Origin of the sequence: Nitratireductor aestuarii (assembly GCF_014641695.1) — a bacterium.
Lineage (GTDB): Bacteria > Pseudomonadota > Alphaproteobacteria > Rhizobiales > Rhizobiaceae > Chelativorans > Chelativorans aestuarii.
Genome location: NZ_BMIF01000001.1, coordinates 642,738 through 662,948, shown reverse-complemented (window position 1 = coordinate 662,948; position 20,211 = coordinate 642,738). Strand labels below are relative to the sequence as shown.

Annotated in this window: 21 protein-coding genes; 20 read left to right on the top strand and 1 reads right to left on the bottom strand. The window is 59.2% G+C overall.

Translation table 11 applies throughout. From position 1 onward, the window contains the following. The first annotated feature begins 27 nt into the window (after window positions 1-27). Together rpoB and rpoC are read left to right on the top strand one after the other, a co-directional pair. Window positions 28-4,161, top strand: coding sequence for a DNA-directed RNA polymerase subunit beta (rpoB, locus tag IEX27_RS03185; RefSeq protein WP_188719470.1), 4,134 nt, complete (start codon window positions 28-30; stop codon window positions 4,159-4,161). A 130-nt stretch (window positions 4,162-4,291) separates the two neighbouring features. Next, window positions 4,292-8,491, top strand: a complete 4,200-nt coding sequence (gene rpoC / locus IEX27_RS03180) for a DNA-directed RNA polymerase subunit beta' (protein WP_188719469.1) — start codon at window positions 4,292-4,294, stop codon at window positions 8,489-8,491. A gap of 166 nt (window positions 8,492-8,657) precedes the next feature. Here rpoC and IEX27_RS03175 read toward each other — a convergent pair whose 3' ends face one another. Then, window positions 8,658-8,939, bottom strand: a complete 282-nt coding sequence (locus IEX27_RS03175) for a transcriptional regulator (protein ID WP_188719468.1) — start codon at window positions 8,937-8,939, stop codon at window positions 8,658-8,660. A gap of 453 nt (window positions 8,940-9,392) precedes the next feature. Between IEX27_RS03175 and rpsL the strand changes: the two genes are divergently transcribed. The 18 genes from rpsL to rplE all read left to right on the top strand — a co-directional run bounded on the left by rpsL (window position 9,393) and on the right by rplE (window position 20,189). Next, window positions 9,393-9,764, top strand: a complete 372-nt coding sequence (gene rpsL, locus IEX27_RS03170; protein ID WP_188719467.1) for a 30S ribosomal protein S12 — start codon at window positions 9,393-9,395, stop codon at window positions 9,762-9,764. Between the two features lie 53 nt (window positions 9,765-9,817). Then, window positions 9,818-10,288 carry a 30S ribosomal protein S7 gene (gene rpsG / locus IEX27_RS03165; RefSeq protein ID WP_188719466.1) on the top strand — a complete coding sequence of 157 codons (471 nt, stop codon included), beginning with the start codon at window positions 9,818-9,820 and terminating at the stop codon, window positions 10,286-10,288. 27 nt (window positions 10,289-10,315) lie between these two features. Then, window positions 10,316-12,406, top strand: coding sequence for an elongation factor G (fusA, locus tag IEX27_RS03160; RefSeq protein WP_188719465.1), 2,091 nt, complete (start codon window positions 10,316-10,318; stop codon window positions 12,404-12,406). A 62-nt stretch (window positions 12,407-12,468) separates the two neighbouring features. Further along, window positions 12,469-13,644 (top strand): elongation factor Tu, encoded by a 1,176-nt coding sequence (gene tuf / locus IEX27_RS03155; RefSeq protein ID WP_188719464.1) that lies wholly within the window; start codon window positions 12,469-12,471, stop codon window positions 13,642-13,644. A gap of 65 nt (window positions 13,645-13,709) precedes the next feature. After that, window positions 13,710-14,018, top strand: coding sequence for a 30S ribosomal protein S10 (gene rpsJ / locus IEX27_RS03150; RefSeq protein WP_188719463.1), 309 nt, complete (start codon window positions 13,710-13,712; stop codon window positions 14,016-14,018). Between the two features lie 66 nt (window positions 14,019-14,084). Then, a complete protein-coding gene (gene rplC / locus IEX27_RS03145; RefSeq protein ID WP_188719462.1) occupies window positions 14,085-14,813 on the top strand; it encodes a 50S ribosomal protein L3 in 729 nt (242 codons plus the stop codon). Further along, window positions 14,813-15,433 carry a 50S ribosomal protein L4 gene (rplD, locus tag IEX27_RS03140; RefSeq protein ID WP_188719461.1) on the top strand — a complete coding sequence of 207 codons (621 nt, stop codon included), beginning with the start codon at window positions 14,813-14,815 and terminating at the stop codon, window positions 15,431-15,433. Before rplC ends, rplD begins: the two co-directional genes overlap by 1 nt. Next, the gene (locus tag IEX27_RS03135; protein WP_188719460.1) at window positions 15,430-15,723 is read left to right on the top strand and encodes a 50S ribosomal protein L23; all 294 of its coding nucleotides are present in this window, start codon (window positions 15,430-15,432) and stop codon (window positions 15,721-15,723) included. The genes rplD and IEX27_RS03135 overlap by 4 nt, the downstream gene beginning before the upstream one ends. A gap of 17 nt (window positions 15,724-15,740) precedes the next feature. Then, entirely contained in the window at window positions 15,741-16,577 is an 837-nt protein-coding gene (rplB, locus tag IEX27_RS03130; protein ID WP_188719459.1) for a 50S ribosomal protein L2, read from the top strand. A 17-nt stretch (window positions 16,578-16,594) separates the two neighbouring features. Next, window positions 16,595-16,873: a 30S ribosomal protein S19 gene (gene rpsS / locus IEX27_RS03125; protein ID WP_188719458.1), complete on the top strand. Its 279-nt coding sequence runs from the start codon at window positions 16,595-16,597 to the stop codon at window positions 16,871-16,873. A 2-nt stretch (window positions 16,874-16,875) separates the two neighbouring features. Continuing rightward, window positions 16,876-17,256, top strand: coding sequence for a 50S ribosomal protein L22 (gene rplV / locus IEX27_RS03120; RefSeq protein ID WP_188719457.1), 381 nt, complete (start codon window positions 16,876-16,878; stop codon window positions 17,254-17,256). Further along, window positions 17,256-17,969, top strand: coding sequence for a 30S ribosomal protein S3 (gene rpsC, locus IEX27_RS03115; RefSeq protein ID WP_188719456.1), 714 nt, complete (start codon window positions 17,256-17,258; stop codon window positions 17,967-17,969). The genes rplV and rpsC overlap by 1 nt, the downstream gene beginning before the upstream one ends. Before the next feature lie 23 nt (window positions 17,970-17,992). Continuing rightward, entirely contained in the window at window positions 17,993-18,406 is a 414-nt protein-coding gene (gene rplP, locus IEX27_RS03110; protein ID WP_188719455.1) for a 50S ribosomal protein L16, read from the top strand. An 11-nt stretch (window positions 18,407-18,417) separates the two neighbouring features. After that, the gene (gene rpmC / locus IEX27_RS03105; protein ID WP_188719454.1) at window positions 18,418-18,618 is read left to right on the top strand and encodes a 50S ribosomal protein L29; all 201 of its coding nucleotides are present in this window, start codon (window positions 18,418-18,420) and stop codon (window positions 18,616-18,618) included. Between the two features lie 8 nt (window positions 18,619-18,626). Then, a complete protein-coding gene (rpsQ, locus tag IEX27_RS03100; RefSeq protein ID WP_188719453.1) occupies window positions 18,627-18,875 on the top strand; it encodes a 30S ribosomal protein S17 in 249 nt (82 codons plus the stop codon). A gap of 69 nt (window positions 18,876-18,944) precedes the next feature. Beyond that, window positions 18,945-19,313: a 50S ribosomal protein L14 gene (rplN, locus tag IEX27_RS03095; RefSeq protein WP_188719452.1), complete on the top strand. Its 369-nt coding sequence runs from the start codon at window positions 18,945-18,947 to the stop codon at window positions 19,311-19,313. 11 nt (window positions 19,314-19,324) lie between these two features. Then, a complete protein-coding gene (gene rplX / locus IEX27_RS03090) occupies window positions 19,325-19,639 on the top strand; it encodes a 50S ribosomal protein L24 (protein ID WP_188719451.1) in 315 nt (104 codons plus the stop codon). After that, window positions 19,632-20,189: a 50S ribosomal protein L5 gene (rplE, locus tag IEX27_RS03085; protein WP_188719450.1), complete on the top strand. Its 558-nt coding sequence runs from the start codon at window positions 19,632-19,634 to the stop codon at window positions 20,187-20,189. The genes rplX and rplE overlap by 8 nt, the downstream gene beginning before the upstream one ends. Window positions 20,190-20,211: the final 22 nt, after the last annotated feature.

The following is a 20,211-nucleotide window of genomic DNA, read 5'->3' as shown; positions in this document are numbered from 1 at the left end:
CAGGTAAGCGGCAGGCAAGGAGCGACGATGGCCCAGACCCAGACATTTAACGGTCGCAGGCGCGTACGCAAGTTCTTCGGAAATATTCCGGAAGTTGCGGAGATGCCGAACCTTATTGAGGTTCAGAAAGCATCCTATGATCAGTTCCTTATGGTTGAGGAGCCCGAGGGTGGGCGTCCTGACGAGGGACTCCAGGCTGTCTTCAAGTCAGTGTTTCCGATCCAGGACTTCGCTGGCACGGCGATGCTCGAATTCGTCAAGTACGAGTTCGAGGGGCCGAAGTTTGACGTTGATGAGTGCCGGCAGCGCGATCTGACCTTCTCCGCGCCTCTCAAGGTGACGTTGCGCCTTATCGTGTTCGATGTCGATGAAGACACCGGCGCGAAGTCCATCCGCGACATCAAGGAACAGGACGTCTACATGGGCGACATGCCGCTCATGACGGACAACGGCACCTTTATCGTGAACGGCACCGAGCGCGTTATCGTTTCGCAGATGCACCGTTCGCCGGGCGTGTTCTTCGACCACGACAAGGGCAAGTCGCACTCGTCGGGCAAGCTGCTGTTTGCCTCGCGCGTGATCCCGTACCGTGGCTCGTGGCTTGATATCGAGTTCGACGCGAAGGATGTAATCTTCGCGCGTATCGACCGTCGCCGCAAGCTGCCGGTCACGACGCTGCTCATGGCCCTTGGCATGGACAGCGAAGAGATCCTGTCGACGTTCTACAACAAGCTCACCTTCCTCCGTGACGGTGAGAACTGGCGTATTCCTTACTCCGCCGAGCGTTTCCGCGGTATGAAGGCAACCGCCGACATCATCGACGCCGACACCGGCGAAGTTGTTGTTGAGGCTGGCAAGAAGCTGACCGCGCGCCAGGCCCGTCAGCTGGCCGAGAAGGGCCTCAAGGCGATCCGTGCAACCGAGGAAGATCTGCTCGGCATGTACCTCGCTGAGGACGTCGTGAACTACGCCACCGGTGAGATCTATGTCGAGGCCGGTGACGAGATCGACGAGAAGACCCTCAAGGTTCTGCTCGACACGGGCGAGGACGAGGTCAACTTCCTCGACATCGACCATGTCAACATCGGCGCCTACATCCGCAACACGCTGGTGGCAGACAAGAACGAGAGCCGTCAGGACGCTCTGTTCGACATCTACCGCGTGATGCGCCCGGGTGAGCCGCCAACACTCGACACCGCTGAAGCGATGTTCAACTCGCTGTTCTTCGACGCAGAGCGCTACGACCTTTCGGCCGTTGGTCGCGTGAAGATGAACATGCGTCTTGAGCTGGACTGCCCGGACACCGTCCGCGTCCTGCGCAAGGAAGACATCGTTGCAGTCGTGCGCACCCTCGTGGACCTGCGCGACGGCAAGGGCGAGATCGACGACATCGACAACCTCGGCAACCGCCGTGTTCGTTCGGTCGGCGAGCTGATGGAGAACCAGTACCGCGTCGGTCTCTTGCGCATGGAGCGCGCGATCAAGGAGCGCATGTCGTCGATCGATATCGACACTGTCATGCCGCAGGACCTGATCAACGCGAAGCCTGCCGCTGCTGCCGTCCGTGAGTTCTTCGGTTCGTCGCAGCTGTCGCAGTTCATGGACCAGACCAACCCGCTGTCGGAGATCACCCACAAGCGCCGCCTCTCGGCACTTGGACCGGGCGGTCTTACCCGCGAGCGTGCCGGCTTCGAAGTCCGCGACGTGCATCCGACCCACTACGGCCGTATTTGCCCGATCGAGACGCCGGAAGGCCCGAACATCGGTCTGATCAACTCGCTCGCAACCTTCGCCCGCGTCAACAAGTATGGCTTCATCGAGACGCCGTACCGCAAGATCGTGGACCACAGGGTTACGCAGGAAGTTGTCTATCTCTCCGCCATGGAAGAGGCCAAGCACTATGTCGCTCAGGCCAATGCCACGCTGAATGATGACGGCAGCTTTGCCGACGAGTTCGTCGTCTGCCGCCATGCCGGCGAAGTGATGATGACGCCGCGTGAGAACGTGGACCTGATGGACGTGTCGCCGAAGCAGCTCGTTTCGGTCGCTGCGGCTCTGATCCCGTTCCTGGAAAACGACGACGCCAACCGCGCTCTGATGGGCTCTAACATGCAGCGTCAGGCCGTGCCGCTCGTCCGCGCCGAGGCTCCGTTCGTCGGAACCGGCATGGAGCCGATCGTTGCACGTGACTCCGGTGCTGCCATTGCCGCCCGCCGTACCGGTATCGTCGACCAGGTCGACGCGACCCGCGTGGTTATCCGCGCGACGGAAGGCGTCGATGCGTCCGAGTCTGGCGTGGACATCTATCGTCTGCAGAAGTTCCAGCGTTCGAACCAGAGCACCTGCATCAACCAGCGTCCGCTGGTTCGCGTAGGCGACCGCATCCAGAAGGGTGACATCATCGCTGACGGTCCGTCGACTGATCTCGGCGATCTGGCGCTCGGCCGGAACGTGCTCGTCGCGTTCATGCCCTGGAACGGCTACAACTACGAGGACTCCATCCTCCTGTCCGAACGCATCGTTGCCGATGACGTCTTCACCTCGATCCACATCGAGGAGTTCGAAGTCATGGCCCGCGATACGAAGCTTGGACCGGAAGAAATCACGCGCGACATTCCGAACGTCTCGGAAGAAGCTCTGCGGAACCTCGACGAAGCCGGTATCGTCTACATCGGTGCTGAAGTTCAGCCGGGCGACATCCTTGTCGGCAAGATCACGCCGAAGGGCGAAAGCCCGATGACGCCGGAAGAGAAGCTTCTGCGCGCGATCTTTGGCGAGAAGGCTTCGGACGTCCGTGACACCTCCATGCGTATGCCCCCCGGGACCTACGGCACGGTTGTGGAAGTGCGCGTCTTCAACCGCCACGGCGTGGAGAAGGACGAGCGCGCCATGGCTATCGAGCGCGAGGAAATCGAGCGTCTCGCCAAGGACCGCGACGACGAGCAGTCGATCCTCGACCGCAACGTCTACGCACGTCTGTCGGACATGCTGGCCGGCAAGGAAGCGATCGCCGGACCGAAGGGCTACAAGAAGGGCACGACCCTCTCTGCGGAACTTCTGACCGAGTACCCGCGTTCCCAGTGGTGGCAGTTCGCTGTCGAGGACGAGAAGCTTCAGAGCGAACTCGAAGCTCTCCGTGGCCAGTATGACGAGTCCAAGAAGGCGCTTGAACAGCGGTTCATGGACAAGGTCGAGAAGGTCCAGCGCGGCGACGAGATGCTTCCGGGCGTGATGAAGATGGTCAAGGTCTTCGTTGCGGTGAAGCGCAAGATGCAGCCGGGCGACAAGATGGCTGGCCGTCACGGAAACAAGGGTGTGGTCTCCCGCATTCTTGCTTGCGAGGACATGCCATTCCTCGAAGACGGTACGCATGTCGACATCGTGCTGAACCCGCTGGGCGTGCCTTCGCGCATGAACGTCGGTCAGATCCTTGAGACGCACCTTGGCTGGGCTTGCGCCGGTCTTGGCAAGCAGATCGGTGAGCTTCTCGATGCTTATCAGGCGGGCGGTCAGATTGATCCGCTGCGTGTGAAGATCGAGAACCTGATCCCGGACAACGATCGCAACGAGCCTGTTCGCAACTACGACGACGAGAGCGTCGTTCGCCTTGCAGAGCAGATGCGCCGCGGTGTTTCGATTGCGACCCCCGTCTTCGACGGTGCGCATGAGGCCGAGATCAACTCGCTCCTCGAGGAAGCAGGCCTCAACTCGAGTGGTCAGGTCACACTCTATGACGGACGTACGGGTGAGCCGTTCGACCGCCAGGTGACCGTCGGCTACATCTACATGCTGAAGCTGCATCACCTTGTCGACGACAAGATTCATGCACGCTCCATCGGACCTTACTCGCTTGTCACCCAGCAGCCGCTTGGTGGTAAGGCGCAGTTCGGTGGCCAGCGCTTCGGTGAGATGGAGGTGTGGGCGCTCGAAGCTTACGGTGCTGCCTACACGCTGCAGGAAATGCTGACGGTGAAGTCGGACGACGTGGCTGGCCGTACCAAGGTCTACGAAGCGATCGTTCGCGGCGACGACACGTTCGAGGCGGGTATCCCGGAGAGCTTCAACGTTCTCGTCAAGGAAATGCGGTCGCTCGGCCTCAATGTCGAGTTGCAGAACTCAAGGACGGATGGTCCGTCACAATTGCCAGAGGCCGCCGAGTAATCGGACTGGCCTGCGCGCCGCGGCAGATGTCGCGGCGTGCAAGGGCAGGGGATGGCAGAAGAGGTTGCCAGCGCCTGCTACGACCGCAAGAGTTTTTTGGGACTGACAAGGTCCCGCAAAGGAGATCGGCATGAACCAAGAGGTCATGAACCTGTTCAACCCTCAGGCGCCGGCCCAGACGTTTGATTCTATCCGGATTTCGATTGCGAGCCCGGAGAAGATCCTGTCCTGGTCCTACGGCGAGATCAAAAAGCCGGAGACGATCAACTACCGTACGTTCAAGCCCGAGCGTGACGGTCTTTTCTGCGCGCGTATCTTTGGCCCGATCAAGGACTACGAGTGCCTGTGCGGCAAGTACAAGCGCATGAAGTACAAGGGCGTCATCTGCGAAAAGTGCGGCGTTGAAGTCACGCTGTCGCGCGTTCGCCGTGAGCGCATGGGCCACATCGAGCTCGCCGCTCCGGTCGCCCACATCTGGTTCCTGAAGTCGCTGCCGTCCCGCATCGGTACGCTGATGGACATGACGCTCAAGGATATTGAGCGCGTCCTCTACTTCGAGAACTACATTGTTACCGAGCCGGGCCTGACCGCTCTGAAGCCGAACCAGCTGCTCTCCGAAGAAGAGTACATGATGGCGGTTGACGAGTACGGTGAGGATTCCTTCACCGCCATGATCGGCGCTGAAGCGATCCACCACATGCTCGCTTCGATGGAGCTGGAGAAGATCGCAGGCGACCTGCGTTCGGAACTAGCTTCCACCACGTCCGAGCTCAAGCAGAAGAAGCTGCTCAAGCGCCTCAAGGTGGTTGAGAACTTCCTCGATTCCGGCAACAAGCCGGAGTGGATGATCCTCAAGGTCGTTCCGGTTATCCCGCCAGATCTGCGTCCGCTGGTTCCGCTGGACGGCGGCCGTTTCGCGACGTCAGATCTGAACGATCTGTACCGCCGCGTGATCAACCGTAACAACCGTCTGAAGCGCCTCATCGAGCTGAAGGCCCCTGGGATCATCATCCGGAACGAGAAGCGCATGCTTCAGGAAGCCGTTGATGCCCTGTTCGACAACGGTCGTCGTGGCCGCGTCATCACCGGCGCCAACAAGCGTCCGCTGAAGTCTCTGTCCGACATGCTCAAGGGCAAGCAGGGCCGCTTCCGTCAGAACCTGCTCGGCAAGCGCGTCGACTACTCGGGCCGTTCGGTTATCGTGACGGGTCCTGAGCTCAAGCTGCACCAGTGCGGCCTGCCGAAGAAGATGGCTCTCGAGCTCTTCAAGCCGTTCATCTATGCCCGCCTCGACGCGAAGGGTTATTCCTCGACCGTCAAGCAGGCAAAGAAGCTCGTCGAGAAGGAGCGCCCCGAGGTTTGGGATATCCTGGACGAAGTGATCCGCGAGCATCCGGTTCTTCTGAACCGCGCTCCGACGCTGCACCGTCTTGGCATCCAGGCGTTCGAGCCGATCCTGATCGAAGGCAAGGCCATCCAGCTGCACCCGCTCGTCTGTACGGCATTCAACGCCGACTTCGACGGCGACCAGATGGCTGTCCACGTTCCGCTGTCGCTGGAAGCGCAGCTGGAAGCCCGCGTGCTGATGATGTCGACCAACAACATCCTGCACCCGGCCTCCGGCGCACCGATCATCGTTCCGTCGCAGGACATGGTTCTCGGCCTCTACTACCTCTCGATCATGAACGAGAACGAGCCGGGACAGGGCATGGCTTTCGCCGACATGGGCGAGCTGCACCATGCACTGGTCAACCAGGTCGTGACGCTGCACTCCAAGATCCGGGGCCGGTTTGTTTCGGTTGATGCCGAAGGCAACACGTACTCGAAGATCTACGAGACGACCCCAGGTCGCATGCTGATCGGCGAACTGCTGCCGCGTAACGGCGCCATCAAGTTCGACATCTGCAACCAGGAGATGACCAAGAAGAACATCTCCAAGATGATCGACACGGTCTATCGTCACTGCGGTCAGAAAGAGACGGTCATCTTCTGTGACCGCATCATGCAGCTCGGCTTTGCGCATGCCTGCCGCGCCGGCATCTCCTTCGGCAAGGATGACATGGTCATTCCGGATTCGAAGGCAAAGATCGTTGCCGAGACCGAGGCACTGACCAAGGAATACGAGCAGCAGTACAACGACGGTCTGATCACCCAGGGTGAGAAGTACAACAAGGTCGTTGACGCATGGGCAAAGTGCTCGGAGCGCGTTGCCGAAGAGATGATGAAGCGCATCAAGGCGGTTGAGTTCGACGATAACGGCCGTCAGAAGAAGATGAACTCCATCTACATGATGTCGCACTCGGGTGCCCGTGGTTCGCCGGCCCAGATGCGTCAGCTTGGTGGTATGCGCGGTCTGATGGCTCGTCCGGACGGTTCGATCATCGAGACGCCGATCATCTCGAACTTCAAGGAAGGCCTGACCGTGATGGAGTACTTCAACTCCACCCACGGTGCCCGTAAGGGTCTTGCCGATACCGCTCTGAAGACCGCCAACTCGGGTTACCTGACCCGTCGTCTGGTCGACGTTGCGCAGGATTGCATCGTCACCATCCCGGATTGCGGTACGACCAACGGTCTTACGATGCAGCCGATCGTCGATGCCGGTCAGGTTGTGGCGTCCATTGGTCAGCGCGTCCTGGGCCGTACGGCTCTCGATGATGTTGTTCATCCGCAGACTGGCGAGGTCATCGTTCAGGCTGGTCGCATGATCGACGAGCAGGACGTGGAGCTGATCGAGAAGGCCAACATCCAGACGGTCCGCATCCGTTCGGCTCTGACCTGCGACGTCCGCGTGGGTGTCTGCTCGGTCTGCTATGGACGCGATCTGGCACGCGGTACGCCGGTCAACATCGGTGAAGCTGTCGGCGTTATCGCCGCTCAGTCGATCGGTGAGCCGGGTACGCAGCTAACCATGCGTACGTTCCACATGGGTGGTACGGCGCAGGTGGTTGATACCTCGTTCCTCGAAGCATCCTATGAGGGCACGGTGAAGCTGCGTAACCGCAACGTGGTTCGCAACTCCGACGGCCACCTGGTGGTGATGGGCCGCAACATGGCCGTGGTCATCATCGACGAGAGTGGTGCTGAGCGTGCTGCTCACCGCGTCGCCTACGGTTCCCGCATCTACATCGATGAGGGTGATCAGGTGAAGCGCGGTCAGCGTATCGCAGAGTGGGATCCGTACACCCGTCCGATCCTCACCGAAGTCGAAGGTGTGGTTTCGTTCGAGGATCTGGTCGAAGGCGTGTCCGTTCAGGAAGCGACCGACGAGTCGACCGGTATCACCAAGCGCGAAGTTATCGACTGGCGTTCGACGCCACGCGGTAGCGACCTGCGTCCTGCGATCACCATCATGAACGCAGACGGCAAGATCGCAAAGCTTGCGCGTGGTGGTGATGCACGGTTCCTCCTCTCGGTGGAAACGATCCTGTCGGTTGAGCCTGGTGCTCGGGTTCATCCGGGTGACGTGCTTGCACGTATCCCGATGGAAAGCGCCAAGACCAAGGACATCACCGGTGGTCTTCCGCGCGTGGCAGAGCTCTTCGAGGCACGTCGTCCGAAGGATCACGCCATCATCGCAGAGGTTGCCGGTACGGTCCGCTTCGGGCGCGACTACAAGAACAAGCGCCGCATCATCATCGAGCCGCATGACTCCTCGCTCGAGCCGATCGAGTACCTCATCCCGAAGGGCAAGCCGTTCCATCTTCAGGACGGCGACGTCATCGAGAAGGGCGACTACATCCTCGACGGCAACCCGGCACCGCACGACATCCTGGCGATCAAGGGCGTGGAGGCTCTGGCTTCCTACCTCGTCAACGAAATCCAGGAAGTCTACCGATTGCAGGGCGTGATGATCAACGACAAGCACATCGAGGTGATCGTTCGCCAGATGCTGCAGAAGGTCGAGATCACGGCCGCTGGTGGCTCCACCTACATCCCCGGAGATCACGTGGATTCGGTCGAGCTGGCAGAGGTCAACGAGCGCCTGGTCGAGGAAGGCCGCGAGCCTGCAGAGGGCCTGCCGGTTCTGCTCGGTATCACCAAGGCATCGCTGCAGACGCCGTCCTTCATCTCCGCGGCTTCGTTCCAGGAGACGACGCGCGTTCTCACCGAAGCTGCAGTGGCCGGCAAGATCGACTCGCTGCAGGGCCTCAAGGAGAACGTCATCGTCGGTCGTCTTATCCCGGCCGGTACCGGTGGCTCCATGGCCCAGATCCGCAGGATCGCCCGCTCGCGTGACGAACTCATCCTTGATGAGCGCCGCAAGCAGTCCGGTGCCGAGATGGATCGCGCGCTGATCGGTGTGTCCGAGACGCCTGCCGCAGAGTAAGCTCTGAAGGCACAAAGAAACGGAAAAGGCCGCCGAGGTGATCGGCGGCCTTTTTCATTGGGTAAAAGGTGAGGCGGAGAGTGGGAGCCTTAAAACTGTGTCCGGCGCGGGTCGGGAATACGGAATTCCTGACGGCCCACCGGCTCCCGCTTTCTCTGCAATTGCTCTAGTCTTCGGCGTCGAAGCTCACGATGGCGATCTCGCCATCTACTGCACCCTGCCAGGCGGAGCGGTGCGGCTCTTCGTCCGGTGCACCTTCAAGCTCGCCGATCTGGTCGAGTTCAGCTTCCGCGTAGCCTTCTTCCGCCAGTGCCTCGAGAGCCATGGTGACTGCCGTGTCATCATCGGGTGCGACCAGGAGGACATGCACGTTTTCAGGAGTCGAATCTCCTTCACGCCATACACGGCCCGTGATGATCATTACCCGGGGTTCTTCACCATCCGTCATTATTTTGTTCCAATCAGACTAAATTCACTAAGGAGTAAGTGGCACTATCATGCCCCAATTAATAGGGGCGGGGTGGAATTTCGTCCGGGACAGCACCATATCGACGCAGCTAGCCGGTTTTTGGCTTGATGCGGCATTCGGCAACGCAGGAATGCAAGATTATTAACGGTTCGGACTTGACGGACTCACCGGTAATGCGTATTACCCCGCTGTCTGAGCCAAATGTGAGGCGCTCATTTCGAGACGACGCGTCCCGAAGCCAGGAGCCTCAAACAGGGTTCGTTTTAACGAGCGACAGACTTCCGGAGCACGAGGCACCAAAAGTGCTTCCTCTGCGATGAATCGGGCCGGACCGCTGCCAAGCGGTTTGACGCCCGAATTTGCGTTAAGGAAGGTTGATTCGAAAGAAACGGCTCTTCGCTCAAGATGCGAGATTGAACAAGGGAAGGTTTGATGCCGACCATTAGTCAGCTGATCCGCAAGCCGCGCCAAGCGCCGGTAAAGCGCAATAAAGTTCCTGCTATGCAGGCAAACCCGCAGAAGCGGGGTGTGTGCACGCGTGTTTACACGACGTCGCCAAAGAAGCCGAACTCCGCCATGCGTAAAGTGGCCAAGATTCGGCTTGCGAACGGTTTCGAGGTTATCGGCTACATTCCTGGTGAGGGTCACAACCTTCAGGAGCACTCTGTGGTCATGATCCGCGGCGGTCGCGTTAAGGATCTTCCGGGTGTCCGCTACCACATCATCCGTGGTGTGCTTGATACCCAGGGTGTGAAGAGCCGTAAGCAGCGTCGCTCGAAGTACGGCGCGAAGCGTCCGAAGTAAGGTTTTACGGCTTTGGTGTTTGCACGCCGGGCCTTGAAGGTGAGACAAAGAAGATGTCCAGACGTCACCGTGCAGAAAAGCGCGAGATCAATCCGGATCCAAAGTTTGGTGATCTTGTTATCAGCAAGTTCATGAACGCCGTCATGTTCGACGGAAAGAAGTCCGTGGCGGAAAGTATCGTCTATGGCGCGCTGGAGCGGGTCCGTGAAAAGACCAAGCAGGAACCAGTCGCTGTATTCCATTCGGCGCTTGATAACGTCGCTCCGCACCTCGAAGTGCGCTCTCGCCGTGTTGGTGGTGCGACCTACCAGGTTCCGGTGGATGTGCGTCCGGAGCGTCGTCAGGCGCTGGCTATCCGTTGGCTCATCAACGCTGCCCGTGGACGCAACGAGCAGACCATGATCGAGCGCCTTTCCGGCGAACTGCTCGATGCCGCCAGCAACCGCGGTACTGCTGTGAAGAAGCGTGAAGACACGCATCGCATGGCCGACGCAAACCGCGCATTCTCGCATTACCGCTGGTAAGGCGAGAGGGAATTAGAGGTAAAGACGATGGCCCGCGAATATAAGCTCGAAGATTATCGTAACTTCGGTATCATGGCTCACATTGATGCCGGTAAGACGACGACGACCGAGCGTATCCTTTATTACACCGGTAAGTCGCACAAGATCGGCGAAGTCCATGACGGCGCGGCCACGATGGACTGGATGGAGCAGGAGCAGGAGCGCGGGATCACGATCACGTCTGCTGCTACGACCACCTTCTGGCAGGGTCGTGACGGCAAGAAGCGCCGCTTCAACATCATCGACACGCCTGGACACGTTGACTTCACCATCGAAGTCGAGCGTTCGCTGCGCGTTCTCGACGGTGCGATTGCGCTGCTGGACTCCAACGCAGGTGTTGAGCCGCAGACGGAAACCGTTTGGCGTCAGGCAGAAAAGTATCATGTTCCGCGCATGATCTTCTGCAACAAGATGGACAAGACGGGCGCTGACTTCTACCGCTGCCTTGAGATGATCGGTTCGCGTCTTGGTGCGACGGGTGTTGCTATCCAGCTCCCGATCGGCGCCGAGAACGAGTTCAAGGGCGTCATCGACCTCATCGAAATGAACGCGCTGGTCTGGCGCGATGAGACCCTCGGTGCTCAGTGGGATGTCGTAGAGATCCCGGCTGACCTGAAGGACAAGGCTGAAGAATACCGCGAGAAGATGATCGAGGCTGCCGTCGAAATGGACGAAGCTGCTCTCGAAGCTTATCTCGAGGGTAACGTTCCGTCGAACGACGAACTTCGCCGCCTTATCCGCAAGGGCACCATCGAAGTTAAGTTCCACCCGGTTCTTTGCGGTACCGCGTTCAAGAACAAGGGCGTACAGCCTCTGCTCGACGCTGTTGTCGATTTCCTGCCTTCGCCGGTAGATGTCCCTGCAATCAAGGGTATCGACGCGAAGACCGAGGAAGAGACGACCCGTGCATCGTCCGACGAAGCACCGCTGTCCATGCTGGCGTTCAAGATCATGAACGATCCGTTCGTTGGTTCGCTGACGTTCGCCCGCATTTACTCCGGTGTCCTCAAGAAGGGCGTTTCGGTCGAAAACACCGTCAAGGGCAAGCGCGAGCGCATCGGCCGTATGCTGCAGATGCATTCGAACTCCCGTGAGGATATCGAAGAAGCATTCGCCGGCGACATCGTTGCTCTGGCTGGCCTCAAGGAAACGACCACGGGCGATACGCTTTGTGATCCGCTGCACCCGGTTATTCTGGAGCGCATGGAGTTCCCTGATCCGGTTATCCAGATCGCGATCGAGCCGAAGACCAAGGCCGACCAGGAAAAGATGGGCCTCGCGCTCAACCGTCTGGCTGCTGAGGATCCTTCCTTCCGCGTGAAGTCTGACGAGGAAACCGGCCAGACCATCATCGCCGGCATGGGCGAACTGCACCTCGACATCATCGTCGACCGTATGCGTCGCGAATTCAAGGTCGAGGCGACTGTTGGTGCTCCGCAGGTTGCTTACCGTGAGACGATTACCCGCCAGGCGGAAATCGACTACACGCACAAGAAGCAGACCGGTGGTTCGGGTCAGTTCGCTCGCGTCAAGATCGTGTTCGAGCCAAACCCGGACGGCGAAGATTTCGTCTTCGAGAGCAAGGTCGTTGGTGGTTCGGTTCCGAAGGAATACATCCCCGGCGTTCAGAAGGGTATCGAAAGCGTTCTGTCTTCCGGTCCGATCGCTGGCTTCCCGATGCTCGGCGTCAAGGCGACCCTCATCGACGGTGCCTATCACGATGTTGACTCGTCGGTTCTCGCGTTCGAAATCGCGGCCCGCGCTGCATTCCGTGAGGGTGCGCAGAAGGCCGGTGCTCAGCTGCTCGAGCCGATCATGAAGGTCGAAGTCGTCACTCCTGAGGACTACGTCGGCAACGTCATTGGCGACCTGAATTCTCGTCGCGGTCAGATCCAGGGTCAGGAGACCCGCGGTATCGCCGTGGTGGTGAATGCCATGGTTCCGCTGGCGAACATGTTCAAGTACGTGGACAATCTGCGCTCTATGTCGCAGGGCCGTGCACAGTACACCATGCTGTTCGATCATTATGAGCCTGTGCCGACCGCTGTGGCCCAGGAAATCCAGAAGAAGTTCGCGTGATTGCCCGTCAGGGCGCAACAGAAATAAAGTCCTGTACAGGCAAAAGCTAACGGAGAAGTCACATGGCTAAAGGTAAATTTGAGCGCAATAAGCCGCATGTGAACATTGGCACGATTGGTCACGTTGACCACGGCAAGACGTCGCTGACGGCGGCGATCACGAAGTACTTCGGTGACTTCCGCGCGTACGACCAGATCGACAACGCGCCGGAAGAGAAGGCTCGTGGTATCACCATCAACACGTCGCACGTCGAGTACGAGACGGCCAACCGTCACTACGCACACGTCGACTGCCCCGGCCACGCCGACTACGTGAAGAACATGATCACCGGTGCTGCCCAGATGGACGGCGCGATCCTGGTGGTTTCGGCTGCTGACGGCCCGATGCCGCAGACCCGCGAGCACATCCTGCTCGCTCGCCAGGTTGGTGTTCCGGCGCTGGTCGTGTTCCTGAACAAGTGCGACCAGGTTGACGATGCCGAGCTGCTCGAGCTCGTTGAAATGGAAGTTCGTGAGCTTCTGTCGAAGTACGAATTCCCGGGCGACGACATTCCGGTCATCAAGGGTTCGGCTCTGGCTGCTCTCGAAGACTCCAACAAGGAGCTCGGTGAAGACGCAGTTCGCGCCCTGATGGACGCTGTCGACAGCTACATCCCGACGCCTGAGCGTCCGGTTGACCTGCCGTTCCTGATGCCGATCGAAGACGTGTTCTCGATCTCGGGCCGTGGTACGGTTGTCACGGGTCGTGTTGAGCGCGGCATCATCAAGGTTGGTGAAGAAGTCGAGATCGTCGGCATCCGCCCGACCGGCAAGACGACGGTTACCGGCGTTGAAATGTTCCGCAAGCTGCTCGACCAGGGCCAGGCTGGCGACAACATCGGTGCTCTGATCCGCGGTATCGGCCGTGAGGACGTTGAGCGCGGTCAGGTTCTGTGCAAGCCGGGTTCGGTCAAGCCGCACACGAAGTTCAAGGCTGAAGCCTACATCCTGACGAAGGAAGAGGGTGGCCGTCACACGCCGTTCTTCACCAACTACCGTCCGCAGTTCTACTTCCGCACGACGGACGTGACCGGCGTTTGCGAACTGCCGGAAGGCGTCGAGATGGTCATGCCTGGTGACAACATCACCATGGACGTGACGCTGATCGTGCCGATCGCGATGGAAGAGCGCCTGCGCTTCGCTATCCGCGAAGGCGGCCGCACCGTCGGCGCCGGTATCGTGGCAAGCATTAGCGAGTAAAGAGGCTGGATCTCGGGTTGCGGCGCGGAAGTGTCCGCGCCGCGAGCTGGATAAGGAACGAAAAAATGAGCAGGCAAAAAATCCGTATCCGCCTCAAAGGAAACGACCATCGCGTACTCGATGCTTCGACGCGCGAAATCGTTTCTACTGCGAAGCGCACGGGCGCCCAGGTCCGGGGACCGATCCCTCTGCCGACCAACATCGGTAAGTTTACAGTCAACCGGTCCCCGCACGTTGATAAGAAGAGCCGTGAGCAGTTCGAGCGGCGCACGCACAAGCGTCTTCTCGACATCGTTGATCCGACTCCCCAGACGGTGGACGCGCTGATGAAGCTCGATCTCGCCGCTGGTGTGAATGTCGAGATTAAGCTTTAAGGCGGAAGATGTTAGGACCCGCCATTGGTGAATAGCCAGCGGGTAACCTGAAAGGAAACCGAACCGATGCGTTCAGGTGTTATCGCACAGAAGATCGGGATGACGCGCGTTTATAACGATGCGGGCGAGCACATCCCCGTCACGGTTCTGCGCATGGAAAATTGCCAGGTCGTGGCACACCGCACCCAGGAAAAGAACGGCTATACGGCTGTTCAGCTTGGCGTTGGTCTTGCCAAGGTAAAGAATACGTCGAAGGCTCTGCGTGGTCATTTCGCTGTAGCCTCCGTTGAGCCGAAGGCTAAGATTGCGGAGTTCCGGGTTTCTCCGGAAAACCTCATCGAGGTGGGCGCGGAAATTACTGCTGACCACTTTGTTGCAGGCCAGAAGGTGGATGTAACCGGCACGTCAGTCGGTAAGGGCTTCCAGGGTGTCATGAAGCGCCACAACTTCGGTGGCGGCCGTGCATCCCATGGTAACTCGGTCTCGCACCGTTCGCACGGTTCGACCGGTCAGCGTCAGGATCCGGGCAAGGTCTTCAAGAACAAGAAGATGGCTGGTCACATGGGTGCAACCCGCGTAACCACCCAGAACCTTGAAGTTGTCTCGACGGATATCGAGCGTGGCCTGATTTTCGTTCGCGGCGCAGTGCCGGGATCGAAGGGAGCCTGGATCATGGTCAGCGACGCCGTCAAGGTACCGCTGCCCAAGGATGCCCCGCTTCCTGGTGCAATCCGCGTTGCTGGCAACAATAACGCCAAGGCTGTTGAAGCCGCCGCCAGCGAAGGGGCTGAATAATGGATCTTAAGGTAACAACCCTTGCGGGTGAGGATGCCGGAAAGCTGACGGTCTCTGAGGAGATCTTCGGTCTGGATCCCCGCGAAGACATTCTCCACCGCGTCGTTCGCTGGCAGCTCGCAAAGCGCCAGCAGGGCACGCACGCTGCAAAGGGCCGTGCGGACATCGCTCGCACCGGCGCCAAGATGTACCGTCAGAAGGGTACGGGCCGCGCCCGTCACTCGTCTGCTCGTGCACCTCAGTTCCGCGGCGGTGGTAAGGCTCATGGACCGGTTGCCCGGAGCCACGAGCACGACCTGCCGAAGAAGGTGAGGGCGCTTGGTCTGCGTCATGCGCTTTCCGCCAAGGCCAAGGCTGCGAACCTGATTGTTGTCGACGACCTGCTGCTCCAGGATGCCAAGACGAAGGTTCTCGTTGAGAACCTCGCAAAGCTCGGCCTGGCCAATGCTCTGGTTATCGGCGGCACCGAGATCGACGCCGGCTTCCAGCGCGCTGCTGCCAACATCCCGAACATTGATGTGCTGCCAATCCAGGGCATCAACGTTTACGACATTCTTCGCCGCGGCACGCTGGTCCTTTCCAAGGCTGCTGTTGCAGCACTCGAGGAGCGGTTCAAATGACGGATCTTCGCCATTACGACGTGATCGTGAGCCCCGCGATCACCGAAAAGTCTACGATGGCCTCGGAATTCAACCAGGTCGTCTTCAATGTGGCCCGCAAGGCTTCCAAGCCGGAAATCAAGGCGGCCGTCGAAGCGCTGTTCAACGTCAAGGTTGCGAGCGTCAATACGTTGGTCCGGAAGGGCAAGGTGAAGCGGTTCCGCGGCACCATCGGCAAGCAGAGCGACGTCAAGAAGGCGATCGTTACGCTGGCTGAAGGCCATTCCATCGACGTTGCGACCGGTCTCTAAGGCGCGAGGAAGGGAATATGGCACTTAAGCATTATAAGCCGGTTACCCCCGGTCAGCGCCAGCTGGTCATCGTTGACCGCTCCGGCCTCTACAAGGGCAAGCCCGTCAAGGGCTTGACCGTCGGCCTGACGAGCAAGGGCGGCCGCAACAACTACGGCCGCGTTACCGCCCGTTTCCAGGGTGGTGGTCACAAGCGCAGCTATCGCCTTGTTGACTTTAAGCGCAACAAGTTCGATATGGCCGCCACTGTTGAACGCCTCGAGTACGATCCGAATCGTTCGGCATTCATCGCACTCGTTCGCTACGAGGACGGTGAGGTCAGCTACATCCTGGCTCCGCAGCGTCTGGCTGCTGGTGACCGCGTCGTTTCCTCCAGCAAGGGTGCGGACGTAAAGCCCGGCAATGCAATGCCGCTTGCGTCGATCCCGGTGGGCACGATCGTTCACAACGTCGAGCTGAAACCAGGCAAGGGCGGTCAGATCGCCCGTTCCGCAGGCGCCTACGCACAGCTCGTAGGTCGTGACGGCGGAATGGCAATCCTGCGCCTGAACTCGGGCGAGCAGCGCCTCGTACCCGGCGCCTGCCTGGCGACTGTTGGTGCCGTGTCCAACCCGGACCACGCCAACATCAAGCTCGGCAAGGCTGGTCGTCAGCGCTGGCTGGGTAAGCGTCCGCATAACCGCGGCGTTACCATGAACCCGGTCGACCATCCGCACGGCGGTGGTGAAGGTCGCACTTCTGGTGGCCGTCATCCCGTTACGCCTTGGGGCAAGCCCACGAAGGGCCGCAAGACCCGCTCCAATAAGGCGACCGATAAGTTCATCATGCGCTCGCGTCATCAGCGCAAGGCATAAAGAAAGGTAAGGGAACCGTGTCCCGTTCAGTCTGGAAAGGCCCCTTCGTCGACGGCTTCATGCTCAGCAAAGCCGAGAAGGCTCGCGAGAGCGGACGTAAGGACGTTATCAAGATCTGGAGCCGTCGCTCCACTATTCTGCCCCAGTTCGTCGGGCTGACTTTCGGCGTTTACAACGGCCAGAAGCACATCCCGGTCAACGTCTCGGAAGAGATGGTGGGCCACAAGTTCGGTGAATTCGCCCCGACCCGTACGTACTACGGCCACGGCGCGGACAAGAAGGCAAAGAGGAAGTAACCATGAGCAAGGCCAAAGCGCCACGCAGGCTCAAGGACAACGAGGCCCGTGCAGTACTGCGCACGATCCGCGTCAGCCCTCAGAAGCTGAACCTTGTCGCCGCGCTTATCCGTGGCAAGAAGGTGTCGAGCGCGCTCGCTGACCTGGAATTCTCGCGCAAGCGGATTGCAGGAACCGTAAAGAAGACGCTCGAGTCGGCAATTGCCAACGCAGAAAACAACCACAACCTTGATGTGGACGCGCTGGTGGTGGCTGAGGCCTATGTCGGCAAGTCGATTGTCATGAAGCGTTTCAACGCTCGCGGTCGTGGTCGTGCGAACCGCATCGAGAAGCCCTATTCGCATCTTACCATAGTGGTGCGCGAAGTTGAGGAGGCCGCCTGATGGGTCACAAAGTTAATCCAATCGGTCTGCGCCTCGGCATCAACCGTACGTGGGACTCTCGCTGGTACGCCAACAAGGGCGAGTATTCCAAGCTGCTTCATGAAGACCTGAAGATCCGCGAATACATCGAGCGTGAGCTCAAGCAGGCTGCGATCTCCAAGGTTGTCATCGAGCGCCCGCACAAGAACTGCCGCGTCACGATCCACGCTGCCCGTCCTGGCCTGATCATCGGCAAGAAGGGTGCGGACATCGAGAAGCTGCGCAAGAAGATCGGTTCGATGACCGAGAGCGAAGTGCACCTCAACATCGTTGAAGTGCGCAAGCCCGAAGTTGATGCCAAGCTGATCGCTCAGTCGATCACCCAGCAGCTCGAGCGTCGCGTCGCTTTCCGCCGTGCGATGAAGCGTGCAGTTCAGTCTGCAATGCGTCTCGGTGCCGAGGGCATCCGTATCAACTGCGCCGGTCGTCTTGGCGGCGCGGAAATCGCTCGTACCGAGTGGTACCGTGAAGGCCGCGTGCCGCTGCACACGCTGCGCGCTGACATTGACTACGGCACGGCTGAAGCTAACACAGCTTACGGCATCTGCGGTGTGAAGGTCTGGGTTTTCAAGGGCGAGATCCTTGAGCATGACCCGTTTGCATCCGAGCGTCGCAACAGTGAAAACGATGCGACCGGCAGTGGTGGTGGTCAGCGTCGTCGCGAGAACGCCTGAGCCGGGATTTGAGGTAGAAGAAAATGCTGCAACCAAAGCGCACGAAATTCCGTAAGCAGTTCAAGGGGCGCATTCATGGCGTCTCCAAGGGCGGCACGGATCTGAACTTCGGTTCATTTGGCCTCAAAGCCCTCGAGCCAGAGCGCGTAACGGCGCGACAGATTGAAGCGGCCCGTCGTGCAATTACCCGCCAGATGAAGCGCCAGGGAAGGGTCTGGATCCGCGTATTTCCTGATGTTCCGGTCACTTCGAAGCCTACCGAAGTCCGCATGGGTAAGGGAAAAGGATCTGTTGACTTTTGGGCGTGCCGCGTTAAGCCGGGCCGCATCATGTTTGAGATCGATGGCGTTGATTTGGAAATCGCACAGGAGGCCCTTCGCCTCGGTGCCGCGAAGCTTCCGATCAAGACGCGCTTTGTGCAGCGCATCGTAGAGTAGGAGAGGGCATTATGAAGGCCGCAGATATCAGGTCCCAGACCCCTGACCAGCTCGACGAACAGCTGGCGAACCTCAAGAAAGAGCAGTTCAACCTTCGTTTCCAGAAGGCTACTGGGCAGCTCGAAAAAACCGCGCGTGTGCGAGAGATTCGTCGTGACATTGCGCGCATTCGTACAATCCTGGCCGAGAAATCGGTCGGCAGCAAAGCCTGAGGATAAAAATGCCAAAGCGCGTTCTGCAGGGCACCGTGGTGAGCGACAAGAGCGACAAGACTGTTGTCGTTCGCGTCGAGCGTCGTTTCACGCACCCGTTGCTTAAGAAGACCGTGCGCCGTTCGAAGAAGTACAAGGCGCACGACGAAAACAACGCATGCAAGATCGGTGACATCGTCTCGATCCAGGAATCTCGTCCGATTTCGAAGGACAAGAACTGGGTGGTGATTGAGAACCAGACTCAGGCTACGGCCTGATTGGGTTTAAGTTGAAGGGAAGCAGCCTGACGTGCTGCTTCTCGCCATTATTATAAGAAGGCGGCCATCATGATTCAGATGCAAACAAACCTCGACGTGGCGGATAATTCCGGCGCCCGTCGTGTCATGTGCATCAAAGTGCTTGGCGGCTCGAAGCGGAAGTATGCTTCGGTCGGAGACATCATCGTCGTCTCCGTGAAGGAAGCCATTCCGCGCGGCCGCGTAAAGAAGGGTGACGTAATGAAGGCGGTAGTCGTTCGCACCGCCAAGGACATCCGTCGTCCGGACGGGAGCGTCATCCGCTTCGATACGAACGCTGCCGTTCTTGTCGACAACAAGAAAGAACCAATCGGCACCCGTATCTTCGGACCGGTTCCGCGTGAACTTCGCGCCAAGAACCACATGAAGATCATTTCCCTGGCGCCGGAAGTGCTGTAGGAGCCGGATGGATGCAAAAGATTAAGACAGGCGACAAGGTCGTCGTGCTCACCGGTCGCGATAAGGGCCGCACGGGCGAAATCGTTAAGATGATGCCGAAGGACGACAAGGCCGTCGTTCGTGGCGTGAACCTGGTGCGTCGTCACCAGAAGCAGAGCGCCCAGACCGAAGCTGGTATCATCACCAAGGAAGCGCCAATTCACGTCTCCAACCTGGCTCTGGTTGACCCGAAGGACGGCAAGCCGACCCGCGTTGGTTTCCGCGTTCTCGAGGACGGCAAGAAGGTACGTGTGGCCAAGCGCTCAGGAGAAGTGATCGATGGCTAACACCGAATACAAGGCCCGTCTGAAGGCCCACTACGAAGACGTTGTTCGCAAAGAGCTGACCGAGGCGTTCCAGTACAAGAACGTCATGGAGCTTCCTCGCCTCGACAAGATCGTGCTGAACATGGGCGTTGGTGAAGCAACCGGCGATTCCAAGAAGCCGGCCGTTGCTGCAGAAGACCTGTCGCTGATCGCCGGCCAGAAGGCCGTCGTTACTCGTGCGCGCACGTCGATTGCAGGCTTCAAGGTTCGTGAAGGCATGCCGATCGGTGCGAAGGTAACGCTTCGTCATGACCGCATGTACGAGTTCCTGGATCGTCTGGTGAACATCGCTCTGCCTCGGGTACGCGACTTCCGTGGTCTGAACCCGAAGAGCTTCGATGGCCGTGGCAACTATGCCTTCGGTATCAAGGAGCACATTATTTTTCCGGAGATCAACTACGACAAGGTTGATCAGATCTGGGGAATGGACGTCATCGTCTGTACGACTGCTAAGACCGACGACGAGGCTCGCGCCTTGTTGAAGGCCTTTAACTTCCCGTTCCGGCAGTAACGGCAGGCGAGTAGAAGGAACG

Coding starts and splice junctions, on each gene's coding strand:
- rpoB (WP_188719470.1), top strand. CDS start 28: ATGGCCCAGACCCAGACATTTAACGGTCGCAGGCGCGTACGCAAGTTC.
- rpoC (WP_188719469.1), top strand. CDS start 4,292: ATGAACCAAGAGGTCATGAACCTGTTCAACCCTCAGGCGCCGGCCCAG.
- IEX27_RS03175 (WP_188719468.1), bottom strand. CDS start 8,939: ATGACGGATGGTGAAGAACCCCGGGTAATGATCATCACGGGCCGTGTA.
- rpsL (WP_188719467.1), top strand. CDS start 9,393: ATGCCGACCATTAGTCAGCTGATCCGCAAGCCGCGCCAAGCGCCGGTA.
- rpsG (WP_188719466.1), top strand. CDS start 9,818: ATGTCCAGACGTCACCGTGCAGAAAAGCGCGAGATCAATCCGGATCCA.
- fusA (WP_188719465.1), top strand. CDS start 10,316: ATGGCCCGCGAATATAAGCTCGAAGATTATCGTAACTTCGGTATCATG.
- tuf (WP_188719464.1), top strand. CDS start 12,469: ATGGCTAAAGGTAAATTTGAGCGCAATAAGCCGCATGTGAACATTGGC.
- rpsJ (WP_188719463.1), top strand. CDS start 13,710: ATGAGCAGGCAAAAAATCCGTATCCGCCTCAAAGGAAACGACCATCGC.
- rplC (WP_188719462.1), top strand. CDS start 14,085: ATGCGTTCAGGTGTTATCGCACAGAAGATCGGGATGACGCGCGTTTAT.
- rplD (WP_188719461.1), top strand. CDS start 14,813: ATGGATCTTAAGGTAACAACCCTTGCGGGTGAGGATGCCGGAAAGCTG.
- IEX27_RS03135 (WP_188719460.1), top strand. CDS start 15,430: ATGACGGATCTTCGCCATTACGACGTGATCGTGAGCCCCGCGATCACC.
- rplB (WP_188719459.1), top strand. CDS start 15,741: ATGGCACTTAAGCATTATAAGCCGGTTACCCCCGGTCAGCGCCAGCTG.
- rplV (WP_188719457.1), top strand. CDS start 16,876: ATGAGCAAGGCCAAAGCGCCACGCAGGCTCAAGGACAACGAGGCCCGT.
- rpsC (WP_188719456.1), top strand. CDS start 17,256: ATGGGTCACAAAGTTAATCCAATCGGTCTGCGCCTCGGCATCAACCGT.
- rplP (WP_188719455.1), top strand. CDS start 17,993: ATGCTGCAACCAAAGCGCACGAAATTCCGTAAGCAGTTCAAGGGGCGC.
- rpmC (WP_188719454.1), top strand. CDS start 18,418: ATGAAGGCCGCAGATATCAGGTCCCAGACCCCTGACCAGCTCGACGAA.
- rpsQ (WP_188719453.1), top strand. CDS start 18,627: ATGCCAAAGCGCGTTCTGCAGGGCACCGTGGTGAGCGACAAGAGCGAC.
- rplN (WP_188719452.1), top strand. CDS start 18,945: ATGATTCAGATGCAAACAAACCTCGACGTGGCGGATAATTCCGGCGCC.
- rplX (WP_188719451.1), top strand. CDS start 19,325: ATGCAAAAGATTAAGACAGGCGACAAGGTCGTCGTGCTCACCGGTCGC.
- rplE (WP_188719450.1), top strand. CDS start 19,632: ATGGCTAACACCGAATACAAGGCCCGTCTGAAGGCCCACTACGAAGAC.